Raw genomic sequence first — 16005 nt, 5'->3', positions numbered from 1 at the left:
GGTCTTCGCTACGCGCGTCAATGGCGCCACGCAGGCCCCATCCGTCCCATCCACAGCAGGGGGCGGACACTCCCGGCGACTCGGGTCATGACGCCCGGCACGGCGGGCGCTCCGTCCGGGGCGGCCCGCGTGGACGCACCACGCACGCGGCCCCCGGCAGGTGCCGGGGGCCGCGCGGGGCTTCCCCGCGGTGCGAAGACCAGGGCTACGGAAGGTTGCGCGCCATCACGATGCGCTGGACCTGGTTGGTGCCCTCGTAGATCTGGGTGATCTTGGCGTCGCGCATCATGCGCTCGACCGGGTAGTCGCGGGTGTAGCCGTAGCCGCCGAGAAGCTGGACGGCGTCGGTGGTGACCTCCATCGCGACGTCGGAGGCGAAGCACTTGGCCGCGGCGCCCTGGAAGGTGAGGTCCCCTTCTGCACCTCCGGCGGCGACGCGCTCGGACTTCGCGGCGGCCGCGTAGGTGAGCTGGCGGGCGGCCTCGATCTTCATGGCCATGTCCGCGAGCATGAACTGGATGCCCTGGAAGTCGGCGATCGGCTTGCCGAACTGCTTGCGCTCCTGGACGTAGCCCTTGGCGTAGTCGAGGGCGCCCTGCGCGACACCGAGGGCCTGGGCGGCGATGGTGATGCGGGTGTGGTCCAGGGTCTTCATCGCGGTGGCGAAGCCCGTGCCCTCCGCGCCGATCATGCGGTCGGCGGGGATGCGGACGTTGTCGAGGTAGACCTCGCGGGTCGGGGAGCCCTTGATGCCGAGCTTCTTCTCCGGGGCGCCGAAGGAGACGCCCTCGTCGGACTTCTCGACCACGAAGGCGCTGATGCCCTTGGAGCGCTTCTCCGGGTCGGTGACGGCCATCACCGTGTAAAAGTCGGAGACTCCGGCGTTGGTGATCCAGCGCTTCACGCCGTTGAGCACCCAGAAGTCGCCGTCGCGCACCGCGCGGGTCTTCATGCCCGCCGCGTCCGAGCCGGCGTCCGGCTCGGAGAGGCAGTACGAGAACATCGCGTCGCCCTTGGCGAGCGGGCCCAGGTACTTCTTCTTCAGCTCCTCGGAGCCGGAGAGGATCACCGGGAGGGAGCCGAGCTTGTTGACCGCGGGGATCAGGGAGGAGGACACGCAGGCGCGGGCGACCTCCTCGATCACGATGACGGTGGCGAGCGCGTCGGCGCCGGCGCCGCCGTAGGACTCCGGGACGTGCACGGCGTGCAGGTCGGAGGCGACGAGGGCGTCGAGCGCCTCCTGCGGGAAACGGGCCTCCTCGTCCACCGCCGCGGCGAAGGGTGCGATCTTCGCCTCGGTCAGGGAGCGGACCGTCTCGCGGAGCATGTCGTGCTCTTCGGACGGGCGGTACAGATCGAAGTCGGCCGATCCTGCCAAGGTCTCTCACTCCCCAAGCTGATGCTAACTACCGTTAAGTAACCCAATTTTAGACGGGCGCCCGGCGCCCGGCATACGTGAGCTTGACGACAGGTGGATCCGTACCCGCGAGACGGCCGGATTCGACCGCGGAGCGGGCGCGGATATGCTCGGGCGCGCACCTTCGCCCGCGCATCAGTACTGGAGCACGCATGGCCCTCAAGATCACCGTGATCGGCACCGGCTACCTCGGTGCGACCCACGCCGCGGCCATGGCGGAACTCGGCTTCGAGGTGCTCGGCCTCGACATCGTGCCCGAGAAGATCGAGCTGCTGTCCACGGGCCGGGTGCCGATGTACGAGCCCGGCCTGGAGGACCTGCTGCGCCGGCACGTCGCGGGCATCGAGGGGTCCACCGGGCGGCTGCGGTTCACGACCTCCTGGGAGGAGGTCGGCGCGTTCGGCGACGTCCACTTCGTGTGCGTGAACACTCCGCAGAAGCACGGCGAGTACGCGTGTGACATGAGTTACGTGGACTCCGCCTTCGCCTCGCTCGCCCCGCACCTGGCGGGCCAGGCACTGGTCGTCGGCAAGTCGACCGTGCCGGTCGGCAGCGCGGAGCGGCTCGCCCGGCTGCTCGCCGAGCAGGCCCCTGGCGACGTGGAGCTCGCCTGGAACCCGGAGTTCCTCCGCGAGGGCTTCGCCGTCGAGGACACCCTCCACCCGGACCGGATCGTCGTCGGCGTCGGCAGCGCGCACGCGGAGAAGGTGCTCCGCGAGGTGTACGCCACCCCCGTCGGGGAGGGGTCGCCGTTCGTGGTGACGGACTTCCCGACGGCCGAGCTGGTGAAGACGGCGGCGAACTCCTTCCTCGCGACGAAGATCTCGTTCATCAACGCCATGGCCGAGGTCTGCGAGGCGGCCGGCGGCGACGTGGTGAAGCTGGCCGAGGCGATCGGCCACGACGAGCGGATCGGGCGGCGCTTCCTGCGCGCGGGCGTCGGCTTCGGCGGCGGCTGCCTGCCGAAGGACATCCGGGCGTTCATGGCCCGGGCCGGTGAGCTGGGCGCGGACCAGGCGCTGACGTTCCTGCGCGAGGTCGACTCCATCAACATGCGGCGCCGCGGTCACATGGTCGAGCTGGCGCGGGAGGCCGTGGGCGGCGGCTCGTTCCTCGGCAAGCGGGTGGCGGTGCTCGGCGCGACGTTCAAGCCGGACTCGGACGACGTCCGCGACTCGCCGGCCCTCAACGTGGCCGGCCAGATACAGCTCCAGGGCGGCCAGGTCACGGTCTACGACCCCAAGGGCATGGAGAACGCCCGCCGGCTCTTCCCGACGCTGGCCTACGCGGACTCGGCACTGGAGGCCGTGCGCGGCGCGGACGTGGTGCTGCACCTGACCGAGTGGCGCGAGTTCCGGGAGCTGGACCCCGAGGTGCTGGGCGAGGTGGCGTCCGAGCGCATCGTGCTCGACGGCCGGAACGCGCTGGACCCGCAGGTGTGGCGCTCGGCGGGCTGGACCTACCGCGCGATGGGCCGCCCGGTGGCCTGACCGCTCCCCCTCCGTCCCGGTGCCCGGGGCGCCCGCACACCGCGGGCGCCCCGGGCACCGGTGCGTGGGGCGCCGGTGCCCGGTGCGTGGGCGCTTCGGCGCTTCGGCGCGTCGGACGCCGGTGCGTCGGCGCGTCGGTGCGTCGGTGCGTCGGGCGCCGGTGCTTCCGGCGGTGCTCGCTCCTCGCTTGGGCGCGGCGGGCGAGTTCAGGGGAGCGGGTTCAGGGGAGCGGGTTCAGGGAGGTCGCGGCGGGGCGGGCGGGTTCAGGTGTCGCGGCGGGCGCGGTAGGTGCGCATCTTGGCGCGGGCGCCGCAGACGGACATCGAGCACCAGCGGCGGCGGCCCGCCGGGCTGCGGTCGTAGTACGCCCACCGGCAGTCCTCCGCCTCGCACGCCTTGAGGCGTGCCCAGGTGCCGTCGGCCGCCCCGGCCGCGATCGCCAGGGCGACCCTGCCGAGCAGGCCGTCCGGACCGGCGGCGCACAGGGCGGCGGTGCCGTCCGCGGCGACCGAGACCCGCAGCGGGGCGTCCGCGAGCAGGGTGTCCAGGGCGCCGGACGTGCCGTGTCCGGCGTGGGCGAGGCACGCTCCGCGCAGCGCCTCGCGCAGGGCGCGGGCCGCGTCGACGTCCCGCTCCGCGAGGGCGAAGCGCTCCCGGTTCTCCGGCGTGCCGAGGCTGTCCGCGCCGGATTCGACGTCCAGCGTGTTCACCAGCGCCTCGATCAGCGCGAGCCCTCCGGGCGCGGATGCCCTGTCGTTCATGGTTGCGACGTTACCTCCTTTACGGGACCATGCAGTAACGGTAACCGGTTGGAGCCTTCTACCGGTAACGCCGTGCACCAAGTGAACCGTCCGGTGACACAGGAGGAGCAGGCATGAGCATCGCCAAGCTGGGAGCCGTCGTACTGGACTGTCCCGACCCCGTCGCGCTCGCGCGTTTCTACGCGGAGCTGCTCGGCGGCGAGATCGAGGACGACGGCAGCGGCTGGGTCGACCTCAAGGGCGGCGCCGCGCCGCTCGCGTTCCAGGCGGCGCCCGGGTTCGAGCCGCCGAAGTGGCCGTCGGCGAAGGAGTCGCAGCAGTTCCACTTGGATGTGACGGTGGACGATCTGGACGCCGCCGAGAAGCAGGTGCTGGCCATCGGCGCCACCGCGCTGGAGACGGACGACCGGTCGCGCAGCTTCCGGGTCTACGCCGACCCGGCGGGGCATCCGTTCTGCCTCTGCGCCTGCTGAGAGCGGCGGGGCGGAGCGGGCCGGGGTCCGGCGGGGGTGCGGGCTCCGGCCGGTCAGGATCCCAGGGTGTCGAGGGTGGCGCGTGACGGCGCCTCGCGCGTCGCCGCCGCGCGGGCGGCGAACTCCGCCTCGCGCAGCACCCTCATCACGTTCGACCAGGTCAGCGCCGTCACATCGGCCTCGGGCCAGCCGCGCTCCAGAAGATGGGCGATCAGGCGGGGGAAGCAGGAGACGTCGGCCAGACCGAGGGCGTGCGGGAGACCGGTGTCGTAGGCGCCGGTCAGCGCCACGGTCTCGGGCCCGGCCACCTCGCGGACGTGTTCGAGCGCGTCGGCGGTCTGCGCGGGGGTGCCGGGGGTGCAGGGCACCGTGCAGACGCCGCCGGCCGCGCGCAGGGCGCGCAGGAGGTCGTCCGGGAGCGGCTGCGGCGGGTGGGAGACGAACGCGGGGACCCGGCTGACGGCAAGCACCCGCCGGACGGTCTCGGGCGAGCTGCCCGAGAGGTCCGCCACGACGCCCAGCCGGTTCATCTCGCGGATCATCTCGTGGCCGAGCGGCGTCAGGCCCCGCTCCCCCGCCCAGCGGGTGCCCGCCAGGGTCACGCTGCGCACGCCGAGGGCGTGCAGGGCCCGCAGCGCGGCGAGCGAGTCGCCGAGCACCGGGCCCGGGACGGGGCCGAGCAGCACGGCGGTGCGGCCGCGGTTGCGTGCGTCGACGAGGTCGTCGGCGGCCGTCGCGAGGAGCAGGCCCTCCGGGGTGGCGACCGTCGTCGTCCGGACGAGGTCCAGCAGTTCGAGGACCCCCGCGAGGCCGGCCTCCCCGCCGGCCGGCGGGTGCAGGGACCAGAACTGCGCGCCGACCCGGCCGCGCCGCAGCCGGGGGACGTCGGTCTCCAGCAGGCTCTCGCCCGCTTCGAGGTCGTGGAAGTGCATGCTCCGCAGGACGGGGGCCAGCCCGCTGTGTCCGTCCACCACGGGGTGGGTGCGCAGCAGGGCCTCGGCACGGGCGAGGGAGTCCGGCACGTCGCCGGGGACGGGAGCGCCGGGGACGGGAGCGCCGGCGTCCGAGGTCGCGGCGGGCTGTCCCGGGCCGGCGGCGCCGTCCGCCCCGCCGAGGGTCTCGATCGCTTCGAGGGCGCGCAGATCGGCGGTGGTGAAGGACGTGACGTCCTGCGGTTCTGCCATGAGGGTGCTCCGGTCGCTGCCTTGGCGTGGGCCCGCCGCGGCACGGCAGGCCGTACGCCAACCGTGGCACGGGGGCCGGGGCGGGTCGCGGCGGAAGGAGCGTTCGGGGGTACGCGGGCGGAGCCCGCGTGAGCGGCCCGGACAGGTGGCCCCGGCCTTCGGCGCGCCGCCCGCGCGCCGGGCGGGACGCCCCCGCGTCGGGCCCGGGGTCCCCCAGGTGCGGGGCTGCCTGCCCCGTGGCGGGACTGCCCCCCGCCCGGAGTCCTCGAGCGGACACTCCCGGAAGGGGGCGTGCCGCAGACGCCGGGCACGACGGGCCCCGTCGCAGCACGGGCGCCCCGGGCCGGGACATGCCCGCCCGCGCCGCAGGCGTGTGGCCCACGGGCCGTGGGCGCGGCCCGCGCGAGCCCCGGGCCGGCACCCCGACCGGCCCGGGGCGGTGCGCCCCACGGGCGCGACCGCTCGTGCCCCGTGGGCGGAAACCTCCGTGCGGGGCGTACCGCACAACCCCGGCGCAGCACGGGCACCCGGGCCCGGGGCGGGTGGCGACCCCGCCCCCGCCTGGCCCCCCGCGGACGCACCGTGGCCCCGTCGGCCGGCCGACGGGGCCACGAACGCAGGGCACACACCCCCGGCGGGGGGTCAGGACGCGTCGAGTTGGTCGATCGTCGCGTTCGAGGGGCCGCGGGTCTCCTGGAGGTCGCGGGCGACGTCCTCCGCCGCGCGCAGGGCGCGGACCGCGTTCTGCCAGGTCAGTTTGGCCAGGTCGGCGTCCGACCAGCCGCGGTGGAGGAGTTCGGCGACGAGGTTCGGGTAGCCGGCGACGTCGTCGAGGCCGGACGGGGTGAAGGCGGTCCCGTCGTAGTCGCCTCCGATGCCGATGTGGTCGACGCCGGCGACCTCCCGCATGTGGTCGAGGTGGTCGGCGACCGTGGCGGCCGTCGCGACCGGCCGCGGGTTCGCCGCCTCGAACTCCTCGTGGATCTTCATCGCCCGGGCCGTGGTGTCCAGGTGGTGCAGGCCGTGGGCGCGCATGTTGTCGTCGGCGGCATGGGTCCAGTCGACGGCCGCGGGGAGGATGAACTTCGGCACGAAGGTGGCCATCGCCACGCCGCCGTTCGCGGGCAGCAGCGCCAGCACGTCGTCGGGGACGTTGCGCGGGTGGTCGCAGACGGCCCGCGCGGAGGAGTGCGAGAAGATCACCGGCGCGGCCGAGGTGGCGAGCGCGTGGCGCATCGTCGACGCGGCGACGTGCGAGAGGTCGACGAGCATGCCGACACGGTTCATCTCGCGCACGACCTCGTGGCCGAACGCGGAGAGGCCGCCGACGCCGGGCTCGTCCGTCGCCGAGTCCGCCCAGGCGATGTTGTCGTTGTGGGTGAGCGTCATGTAGCGCACGCCCAGCGCGTACAGCGCCCGCAGGGTGGCCAGCGAGTTGTTGATGGAGTGCCCGCCCTCGGCGCCCATCAGGGAGGCGATCCGGCCCTCGGCGCGGGCGATCTCCATGTCCTCGGCGCTCAGCGCCCGCGCCAGATCGGCCGGGTAGCGGGTGAGCAGCTGCCCGACGACGTCGATCTGCTCCAGGGTGGCGCTGACCGCGTCGTCGCCCGCCAGGTCGCTGCGCACGTAGACGGACCAGAACTGCGCGCCGACGCCTCCGGCGCGCAGCCGGGGGATGTCGGTGTGCAGCCGGCCCCGCTGGTCGTCCGCGATGTCCAGGCGGTCCAGGTCGTAGCGGACGTGCTGGCGCAGCGCCCAGGGCAGGTCGTTGTGGCCGTCGACGACCGGGTGGGCGGCGAGCAGTTCGCGCGCCCGGCCGAGATGGCCGGAGGCGGCAGGCGTGGGCTGGGTGGGGGAAGTCATTCGGGGTTACTTCCCGGTGCCCTGCTTGCCGAAGCCGAAGGACTCCGCGCCCTGAACCTTGGCCCGCAGCCGCTTGCCCTTCTCGGTGGCCTGGTCGTTCAGCTCCTGCTGGAAGTCGCGCATCCGCCCGAGCAGCTCCTCGTCGTGGGCGGCGAGGATCCGGGCCGCGAGCAGGCCCGCGTTGCGCGCGCCGCCGACCGAGACGGTGGCGACCGGCACCCCGGCGGGCATCTGCACGATGGACAGCAGCGAGTCCATGCCGTCCAGGTACTTCAGCGGGACGGGGACGCCGATCACCGGCAGCGGGGTGACGGAGGCGAGCATGCCCGGGAGGTGGGCGGCTCCCCCGGCGCCGGCGATGATCGCCTTGAGCCCGCGGTCCGCGGCCCGCTCGCCGTACGCGATCATCTCGCGCGGCATGCGGTGGGCGGAGACGACGTCGACCTCGTAGGCGATCTCGAACTCGTCCAAGGCCTGCGCGGCGAGCTCCATGACGGGCCAGTCGGAGTCCGAGCCCATGACAATGCCGACGACAGCGCTCATTCGGTGATCGTTCCTCGCAGGTAGCCGGCGGCGTGACGGGCGCGCTCCAGCACGTCGTCGAGGTCGTCGCCGTAGGTGTTGACGTGACCGACCTTGCGGCCGGGCTTCACGTCCTTGCCGTACATGTGGATCTTGAGCTGCGGGTCCCCGGCCATGCAGTGCAGGTACGCCGAGTACATGTCGGGGTAGTCGCCGCCGAGGACATTGCACATCACCGTCCACGGGGCCCGCGGGCGGGGGTCGCCGAGCGGGAGGTCGAGCACGGCGCGGACGTGGTTGGCGAACTGCGAGGTGACCGCGCCGTCCTGGGTCCAGTGGCCGGAGTTGTGGGGGCGCATCGCGAGTTCGTTGACGAGGATCCGGCCGTCGCGGGTCTCGAACAGCTCGACGGCGAGGTGGCCGACGACGCCGAGCTCCTTGGCGATCCGCAGCGCGAGCTCCTGCGCCTGCCCGGCGAGCTCGTCCGAGAGGCCGGGCGCGGGGGCGATCACGGTGTCGCACACGCCGTCGACCTGCTGCGACTCCACGACCGGGTAGGCGACGGCCTGGCCGTGCGGGGAGCGGACGATGTTCGCGGCGAGCTCGCGCACGAAGTCGACCTTCTCCTCCGCGAGGACGGCCACGCCCGCCTTGAACGGGGCCTCGGCGTCCTCCTGGGAGCGGACGAACCACACGCCCTTGCCGTCGTAGCCGCCCTGCACCGTCTTGAGGATGACGGGGAAGCCCCCGACCTCCTCGGCGAACGCGGCGGCGTCCGCCGGGTCGGACACGATGCGGTGCCGGGGGCAGGGCGCGCCGATCTCCACGAGCTTCTCGCGCATCACACCCTTGTTCTGGGCGTGCACGAGGGCCTCGGGACCGGGCCGGACGGCGATGCCGTCGGCCTCCAGGGCGCGCAGGTGCTCGTACGGCACGTGCTCGTGGTCGAAGGTGATCACGTCACAGCCGCGGGCGAACGCGCGCAGCGTCTCCAGGTCGCGGTAGTCGCCGATGACGACATCACCGACGACCTGGGCCGCGGAGTCCTGCGGGGTGTCGCTGAGGAGCTTGAATTTCAGGCCGAGGGGGATGCCCGCCTCGTGGGTCATACGGGCGAGCTGACCGCCACCGACCATGCCGACTACGGGGAACGTCACCCCTTCAGGGTATCCGCCGAGGCAGGTGGCCCCGTCCCCCGTATGTTCCGACAAGGGGTGTAGCGGCCGTCACACCCTTCTCCCGACCCCCGGGCGCCCGGCGGGCGGGCTGGATAGCATGACGGTGTCGACACTGCCGCTCGACACCGCCGATCCGACGAGGCTGGACACGCACCATGAGCGAACGACGCGGAGGACTGCGCGGCCGGGTGCGGCAGCTCGCGCGCGAGGTCGCCAAGTTCGGCGCGGTCGGCGGTGCGGGTCTGCTGGTCAACCTGGCCGTGTTCAACGTGGTGCGGCATCTGACCGAGCTGCCGGTGGTGCGGGCGTCGGTGCTCGCGACCGTGGTGGCCATCGCGTTCAACTACGTCGGCTTCCGCTACTTCACGTACCGGGACCGCGACAAGAGCGGCCGCACCCGGGAGATGACGCTCTTCCTGCTGTTCAGCGCGGCCGGTCTGGTGATCGAGAACGGCATCCTCTACGCGGCGACCTACGGCTTCGGCTGGGACACCCCGCTCCAGAGCAATGTCTTCAAGTTCCTCGGCATCGGGATAGCGACACTGTTCCGCTTCTGGTCCTACCGCACCTGGGTGTTCCGGGCGATGCCCGCCGCCCCCGCCGTGCCGCCGGTCGCCCCGTCCGTCGGACGGCCCCTGCCGCGGACGCCCGCGGAGCTGCCCGCCGAGCCGGACCCGGTCGGCCGCTGAGACCGGTCGGCCGCTGAGTCGCGGGCGGCCGCTCAGCGCACGGTCGGCTTGTCGTCCCCCCGCCGGCGGGCCACCCGGCTGAGGAAGACCGCGAACACCGGCGGATGCTGCTGGAGCAGTTCGAGCCGCCCGCCGTCCGCCTCGGCGAGGTCGCGCGCCACGGCGAGGCCGATCCCGGTGGAGTTCCGGCCGCTGATGGTCCGCTCGAAGATGCGCGCGCCGAGGTCCGCGGGGACGCCCGGCCCCTCGTCGGTGACCTCGACGACCGCCTGGTTGCCGGTGACCCTGGTCCGTACGGCCACGGTGCCGCCGCCGTGCATCAGCGAGTTCTCGATCAGCGCGGCCAGCACCTGGGCGACGGCGCCGGGGGTGCCGACCGCCCGCATCCCGCGCCGGCCGGAGTGCACGATGGCCCGGCCCGCGCTGCGGTACGCGGGGCGCCACTCCTCCAGCTGCTGCTTGACGACCTCGTCCAGGTCGAAGGCGACGGCGGAACCGATGCGCGGGTCGCGGGAATTGGTGAGCAGCCGCTGGACCACGTCGGTGAGGCGTTCCACCTGAGTCAGGGCGATGCTCGCCTCCTCCTTCACCGTCTCCGGGTCGTCGGTGAGCGTGATCTCCTCCAGGCGCATCGACAGCGCGGTGAGCGGGGTGCGCAACTGGTGGGAGGCGTCGGCGGCCAGCCGGCGCTCGGCGGTGAGCATCCGGGCGATCCGCTCGGCGCTGGCGTCGAGGACGTCGGCGACCCGGTCCAGTTCGGGTACGCCGTAGCGGCGGTGCCGCGGGCGCGGGTCGCCGGAGCCGAGGCGTTCGGCGGTCTCGGCGAGGTCGGTCAGCGGGGACGCGAGCCGGTTGGCCTGCCGCACGGCGAGGGCGACGGCCGCCACCACGGCGAGCAGGGCCACGGCCGCGATGATCAGCAGCGACCTGGCGACCTCGCGGGTCACCGCCGAGCTGGACTCCTCCACCGTGATCTCGGTGTTCTGCTCCCCCTCGGCGCTGGCGCTGATGACGCTGCCGGTGGGCCGCTTGCCGATCTCGATGGGCGAGCGGCCCGGGATGCGGATCTCGGCGTAGCGGGTGATGTCCGCCTGCTGGGCGATGATCCCGGGGTTGACCGGCTCACCGCCCACGAGCCGGGAGTCGACGATGCTGGCCAGCCGCAGCGCCTCGGAGTCCACGCTCTCCTGGGCGCTGCTGCTGATCGTGCGGGTCTCCACCAGCACGAGGGAGACCCCGAAGACGGCGATGACGACGAGGACCACGGCGAGCGTGGAGTTGATCAGACGGCGGCGCATGGGGTCTGCCTACCAGCTCGGGGGACCGGAGGTGCCCGGTCGGGGCGGGACGCGGGTCAGGACTTCTCGAAGCGGAAGCCCACTCCCCGGACGGTGGCGATGTAGCGGGGGTTCGCCGCGTCGTCGCCGAGCTTCTTGCGCAGCCAGGAGATGTGCATGTCGAGGGTCTTGGTCGACGACCACCAGGTGGTGTCCCAGACCTCGCGCATCAGCTGGTCGCGGGTGACGACCCGGCCGGCGTCCCGGACGAGGACGCGCAGCAGGTCGAACTCCTTGGCGGTGAGCTGGAGCTCCTCCTCCCCCATCCACGCCCGGTGCGACTCCACGTCGATCCGCACGCCGTGGGTGGAGGGCGCGGGGACCGGCTCCGTGGCGCCGCGCCGCAGCAGGGCCCGGACCCGGGCGAGCAACTCGGCCAGCCGGAACGGCTTGGTCACGTAGTCGTCGGCCCCGGCGTCGAGGCCCACGACCGTGTCCACCTCGTCGGCGCGGGCGGTCAGGACCAGGATCGGGATCGTGTGCCCTTCGGCGCGCAGCCGCCTGGCCACCTCCAGGCCGTCCATGCCCGGCAGTCCCAGGTCCAGGACGACCAGGTCGACACCGCCCGCGAGTCCGGCGTCGAGCGCGGTCGGACCGTCCTCGCGCACCTCCACCTCGTACCCCTCGCGGCGCAGCGCGCGGGCGAGCGGTTCGGAGATGGATGCGTCGTCCTCGGCGAGCAGTACACGCGTCATGAGGGTGATGGTAGTCCGCGTGCCTCAGCCGGCGGGGCGTGATCGACAACGGCTTCGACTCAGCGATGAGATCCTGCTCAGGACCTTCGTTTCAGGGCAGACGGTTCCACACTTGCCTGTGATTGATGTCTCAAGTCCTTCCATATGCCGCACTGTCGTGTCGTATGGTGGCGAGACGCCTGAAGTAGTATCCGGGGGCCTTTGGAGCGCATCCGCACCAAAGGTCTCTTCTTCTGTCCGGGGCCGGCCCCACCGGCCCGCGCGACAGCCCAAGTGAATGACCTGTGGGCCGGGCCCCGTGCGGTGACGCACCGGGGTGTGGATCCCGGTGAGGTCCGTTCCGTGCCGGCTCCCGAGGAGCGGTGCGCCCCGAGGCGTGGGGCGGTGGACGGACCGGCCGGTGCCGGCTGCCCCCACCGGGCGCGTTCCCGCTCACGAAGCACCGCGTCCCGACACAACAAGGATCGACCATGGCGTCCAGCCTGACGAAGGCATCGGCCAGTACCCCTGGCAGCGAGAAGACCTTCTTCGGCCACCCCCGCGGCCTGGCCACACTCTTCATGACGGAGATGTGGGAGCGCTTCAGCTACTACGGCATGCGCGCCCTTCTCGTGTACTACATCGTCTCCGGCGGCGCCGACGCCGCGACGGGCAGCCAGGGCGGCGGCCTCGCGATGGACGCGGCGATGGCCACGGCCATCTACTCCGTCTACGTCTCCATGGTCTACCTGATGGCCATGCCCGGCGGCTGGTTCGGCGACCGCGTCTGGGGCGCCCGCAAGACGGTCGCCATCGCCGGTTTCGTGATCATGGGTGGTCACGTCGCCCTGGCCGTCCCCGGCCAGGCCATGTTCTTCGTGGGCCTCGCGCTCGTGGCGGCCGGCTCCGGCCTGCTGAAGGCCAACATCTCCACGATGGTCGGCCACCTCTACGACGGTCCCGAGGACCCGCGCCGGGACGGCGGCTTCACGCTGTTCTACATCGGCATCAACCTCGGTGCCTTCGTCGCCCCGTTCGTCATCGGCACGGTCGGCAAGGAGCACAACTGGCACTTCGGCTTCGCGCTCGCCGCGGTCGGCATGGGCCTGGGTCTGCTCCAGTTCCTCATCGGCACGCGCCACCTGAGCCCGAAGAGCAACGAGGTGCCGAACCCGCTGTCGCCCGAGGAGCGCCGCGCGGTCGTCACCAAGGTCGTGGGTGCGCTGGTCGTCGCCGCGGTCTTCTACGGCGGCGTGGTCGCGCTCGGCATGTACACCCTGAACTGGGCGCTCGTGCCGCTGACCCTGGCCGGCCTGATCATCCCCGTCGCCGTCCTCGTCCGCATCAAGCGCGACAAGGACCTGAGCGCCGGCGAGCAGTCCAAGATGAACGGCTACATCTGGTTCTTCGTGGCCGCCGCGATCTTCTGGATGATCTACGACCAGGGCGGCTCGACCCTGTCGCTCTTCGCGGACGACAAGACCGCGGGCAGCGTCCTCGGCATCGACTTCTCGGCCACCTGGTACCAGTCGCTGAACCCGCTGTACGTGATGGCCCTGGCGCCGGTCTTCGCCTGGCTGTGGCTGTGGCTCGCCCGCAAGAACCAGGAGCCCAACACCATCGTGAAGTTCGCGATGGGCCTGGTCCTGGTCGGCGCGTCCTTCTTCGTCTTCGTCGTCCCGATGGGGATGGCGGGCGACGGCACCAAGGTCTCGCCGATGTGGCTGGTCTCGATCTACATGATCCAGACGATCGGTGAGCTGTGCCTGTCCCCGGTCGGACTCTCCGTCACCACCAAGATGGCGCCGCAGAAGTACGCCTCCCAGATGATGGGTGTCTGGTTCCTCGCCGTCACCGCCGGTGACTGCACCACGGGTCTGCTGTCCCTCGCGGGCGTGGACCTCAACGGGACCGGCATCATCGCGATGCAGGCATCGCTGGCGGTCGCCGCGGGTCTCGCGGTCTTCATGTACCGCAAGAAGGTCCAGGCGATGATGGGCGAGGTCCACTGACCCCGGCCCCACCGCATACGCCGAAGGGCCGCCGCACCGGAAACGGTGCGGCGGCCCTTCGGCGTTCTGCGGGTGCGGTGGCGGCGCGGGAGCGCGGGCCGGGCGAGCGCGTGGGTGCCCGTCAGGCGGGGGCGGCCAGTTCGGCCCAGACCGTCTTGCCGGGGGCGCCGGGGGCGCGCACGACGCCCCAGTCGAGGCAGAGGCGCTGGACGATGAACATCCCGTGGCCTCCGGGGCGACCCGCCCGGTGGGGCGTCCGCGGGGCGGGCTGGCCCGCGCCGCGGTCGGTGACCTCCAGGCGGAGCACCTTGCCGTCGGACGCGACGCGCAGCTCCTCCGGGCCGTCGGCGTGCAGACAGGCGTTGGTGACCAGCTCCGAGACGACCAGCAGGACGTCCTCGGCGGCCGCTCTGCGCTCGGCGCTCCCGGCGGGCAGCCAGCCCCAGTCGTACAGGGCCTGCCGGGTGAAGTCGCGGGCGAGCGGGACGATGCCGCTGGCACTGCCGAGCGCGAGACGGCGCACCGCGCCGCCCGCCGGTGCGGAAACGGCCGGTGCCGCGCCCGCGTCGCCGGGCTCGGGGCCCAGTTCGCCCGGCGGCTGCTGCCGGGTGGTGCTCATCAGCGCTTCACCTCACCGATTCACCGAATCACCAGTTCGCCATTGCATGTGTTCACGAGGTCCGCCTGCGGCGCCCCGCGGGGGTCTCCTGCCCGGAGGGGACGTGACGACACCCACCGGTCTCCGTGACCCACGTGACGCTCGGCACGTACGGGCACGGAAGGGGGACCGTTCAGTCGTCCGCCAGGGCGTCTTCCAGCGTGCCGTGCACGGTGAAGACGGCTTCGGCGCCGGTGATCTCGAAGACCCTGGCCACCACGGGCCGCATCCCCGCCAAATGAACCCCTCCCCCGCCGGCCTCGGCCTTCAGCCGGGCGCCGAGCAGCACATTGAGTCCGGTGGAGTCGCAGAAATCGAGCTGCGAACAGTCGACCACCAGCCGTACCCGGCCCCGGTCGACCGCCTCTTCCAAGGGCACGCGCAGCAGTTCGGCCGTGTGGTGATCCAACTCACCCGCCGGCCTCACGATTTCGCTGCGTCCCTCGGTCCGAACCTCGACCTGGAGTCGGCCCCGATTCACGCTGCCGACCGTCTCGCGGTCCATGCCCGTCCCTCTTCGCCGTGTCGTCGCTGCTTCGTCCACCGTATTCGTGCCGCATGTCACAACATCCCTGCGGATGTCGCGCACACCCCCGAACACTACCGCCCTCCGCGCACCGCCGGGTAGCCGAACTACCCGACAATACGGACATATCAAAGCGACGTCACTTGCCACCCGTCCCGCGGAACCGGTAGGCCTAGTAGGGACACATCCGAAACAGGCCGGCTTTGGAGGCGCCGCTCACCGCAGCAGCATGCACGGCTTCGGCAGCCATATGCCGAGAACGATGGAGGAGACCATGTCACCCCGGCTCGACGATTCGCGTACCCCCACCGCGCCGTCGGCAACGTACGACTTCGCCACGGCGGAACTCCACGACGAGGAGTACCGGACCGCGGCGGGGCTCCCGGACGGGCTCGAAGGCCTGCCGGACATTCCCCACCCCGGCGAATTGAGCACGCTGGACTCGCGCGCGCTGTCCAAGACGCTCTTCGACCGGCTGGCCGTCCTCGAAGAGGGCACCCACGCACACGCATACGTACGCAACACCCTGATCGAACTGAACCTGGCACTCGTCAAGTTCGCCGCGTCGCGGTTCCGCACCCGCAGCGAACCGATGGAGGACATCGTCCAGGTCGGCACGATCGGGCTGATCAAGGCGATCGACCGGTTCGAGCTCAGCCGTGGCGTCGAGTTCCCGACCTTCGCGATGCCGACCATCATCGGCGAGATCAAGCGCTTCTTCCGCGACACCTCGTGGTCCGTGCGCGTCCCGCGCCGGCTCCAGGAGCTGCGGCTCGAACTGGCGAAGGCCGGCGACGAGCTGTCCCAGCGCCTCGACCGCGCGCCGACCGCCGGCGAGCTGGCCGAGCACCTCGGGATCAGCCGTGAGGAGGTCGCCGAGGGCATGGCGGCGAGCAACGCCTACACGGCCAGCTCGCTGGACGCCCAGCCGGAGGACGACGACAGCGAGAGCGCGCTGGCGGACCGCATCGGCTACGAGGACAACGGCATCGAGGGCATCGAGTACGTCGAGTCCCTCAAGCCGATGATCGCCTCCCTCCCGGCCCGCGACCGCACGATCCTCAGCCTGCGCTTCGTGGCGAACATGACGCAGTCGGAGATCGGCGAGGAGCTCGGCATCTCGCAGATGCACGTCTCGCGGCTGCTGACGAGGACTCTGGTCAAGCTGCGCAAGGGGCTCACCGTCGAGCAGTGAGCCGGTCGCCGACCACGGCCTGTGCA

15 protein-coding genes are annotated in these 16005 nt (G+C 72.2%); 5 read left to right on the top strand and 10 right to left on the bottom strand.

Annotation, left to right across the window (positions count from 1 at the left end; translation table 11 throughout):
* Positions 1–205 precede the first annotated feature (205 nt).
* Positions 206–1378, bottom strand: a complete 1173-nt coding sequence (locus JE024_RS21155) for an acyl-CoA dehydrogenase family protein (RefSeq protein ID WP_187740794.1) — start codon at positions 1376–1378, stop codon at positions 206–208.
* A 191-nt stretch (positions 1379–1569) separates the two neighbouring features.
* On the opposite strand from JE024_RS21155, the gene JE024_RS21150 reads away from it, so the two are divergent.
* Entirely contained in the window at positions 1570–2907 is a 1338-nt protein-coding gene (locus JE024_RS21150) for a UDP-glucose dehydrogenase family protein (protein WP_205375096.1), read from the top strand.
* Positions 2908–3170: 263 nt separating this feature from the next.
* Here JE024_RS21150 and JE024_RS21145 read toward each other — a convergent pair whose 3' ends face one another.
* Positions 3171–3668, bottom strand: a complete 498-nt coding sequence (locus JE024_RS21145; RefSeq protein ID WP_205375095.1) for a CGNR zinc finger domain-containing protein — start codon at positions 3666–3668, stop codon at positions 3171–3173.
* 113 nt (positions 3669–3781) lie between these two features.
* Between JE024_RS21145 and JE024_RS21140 the strand changes: the two genes are divergently transcribed.
* Positions 3782–4141 carry a VOC family protein gene (locus tag JE024_RS21140; protein ID WP_205375094.1) on the top strand — a complete coding sequence of 120 codons (360 nt, stop codon included), beginning with the start codon at positions 3782–3784 and terminating at the stop codon, positions 4139–4141.
* A 53-nt stretch (positions 4142–4194) separates the two neighbouring features.
* Here the strand turns inward: JE024_RS21140 and JE024_RS21135 are convergent, their stop codons facing one another.
* The 4 genes from JE024_RS21135 to JE024_RS21120 form a co-directional block, all read right to left on the bottom strand.
* Positions 4195–5325 (bottom strand): membrane dipeptidase, encoded by a 1131-nt coding sequence (locus JE024_RS21135; RefSeq protein ID WP_205375093.1) that lies wholly within the window; start codon positions 5323–5325, stop codon positions 4195–4197.
* A 642-nt stretch (positions 5326–5967) separates the two neighbouring features.
* The gene (locus JE024_RS21130; RefSeq protein ID WP_205375092.1) at positions 5968–7188 is read right to left on the bottom strand and encodes a dipeptidase; all 1221 of its coding nucleotides are present in this window, start codon (positions 7186–7188) and stop codon (positions 5968–5970) included.
* A 6-nt stretch (positions 7189–7194) separates the two neighbouring features.
* Entirely contained in the window at positions 7195–7731 is a 537-nt protein-coding gene (purE, locus tag JE024_RS21125; protein ID WP_205375091.1) for a 5-(carboxyamino)imidazole ribonucleotide mutase, read from the bottom strand.
* The gene (locus JE024_RS21120; RefSeq protein ID WP_205375090.1) at positions 7728–8867 is read right to left on the bottom strand and encodes a 5-(carboxyamino)imidazole ribonucleotide synthase; all 1140 of its coding nucleotides are present in this window, start codon (positions 8865–8867) and stop codon (positions 7728–7730) included. The genes purE and JE024_RS21120 overlap by 4 nt, the downstream gene beginning before the upstream one ends.
* A 176-nt stretch (positions 8868–9043) precedes the next feature.
* Between JE024_RS21120 and JE024_RS21115 the strand changes: the two genes are divergently transcribed.
* Complete coding sequence (locus JE024_RS21115; protein ID WP_205375089.1) at positions 9044–9577, top strand: GtrA family protein; 534 nt, start codon at positions 9044–9046, stop codon at positions 9575–9577.
* Positions 9578–9609: 32 nt separating this feature from the next.
* On the opposite strand, the gene JE024_RS21110 is transcribed toward JE024_RS21115, so the two are convergent.
* Both JE024_RS21110 and JE024_RS21105 read right to left on the bottom strand, forming a co-directional pair.
* A complete protein-coding gene (locus JE024_RS21110) occupies positions 9610–10875 on the bottom strand; it encodes a sensor histidine kinase (protein ID WP_205375088.1) in 1266 nt (421 codons plus the stop codon).
* Between the two features lie 56 nt (positions 10876–10931).
* On the bottom strand, positions 10932–11609 hold the full coding sequence (locus tag JE024_RS21105; RefSeq protein WP_205375087.1) for a response regulator transcription factor: 678 nt from the start codon (positions 11607–11609) through the stop codon (positions 10932–10934).
* Positions 11610–12079: 470 nt separating this feature from the next.
* On the opposite strand from JE024_RS21105, the gene JE024_RS21100 reads away from it, so the two are divergent.
* Positions 12080–13600 (top strand): peptide MFS transporter, encoded by a 1521-nt coding sequence (locus tag JE024_RS21100; protein ID WP_205375086.1) that lies wholly within the window; start codon positions 12080–12082, stop codon positions 13598–13600.
* Positions 13601–13721: 121 nt separating this feature from the next.
* Here JE024_RS21100 and JE024_RS21095 read toward each other — a convergent pair whose 3' ends face one another.
* Positions 13722–14219, bottom strand: a complete 498-nt coding sequence (locus tag JE024_RS21095; protein WP_205375085.1) for an ATP-binding protein — start codon at positions 14217–14219, stop codon at positions 13722–13724.
* 172 nt (positions 14220–14391) lie between these two features.
* Positions 14392–14763 carry an STAS domain-containing protein gene (locus JE024_RS21090; RefSeq protein ID WP_205375084.1) on the bottom strand — a complete coding sequence of 124 codons (372 nt, stop codon included), beginning with the start codon at positions 14761–14763 and terminating at the stop codon, positions 14392–14394.
* 283 nt (positions 14764–15046) lie between these two features.
* Between JE024_RS21090 and JE024_RS21085 the strand changes: the two genes are divergently transcribed.
* Complete coding sequence (locus JE024_RS21085) at positions 15047–15979, top strand: RNA polymerase sigma factor SigF (RefSeq protein ID WP_205375083.1); 933 nt, start codon at positions 15047–15049, stop codon at positions 15977–15979.
* Positions 15980–16005 lie beyond the last annotated feature (26 nt).

Origin of the sequence: Streptomyces zhihengii, assembly GCF_016919245.1 — a bacterium.
GTDB lineage: Bacteria > Actinomycetota > Actinomycetes > Streptomycetales > Streptomycetaceae > Streptomyces > Streptomyces zhihengii.
Note: the sequence above shows the minus strand (reverse complement) of the source record. Positions and strands in the feature narration are given on the sequence as shown.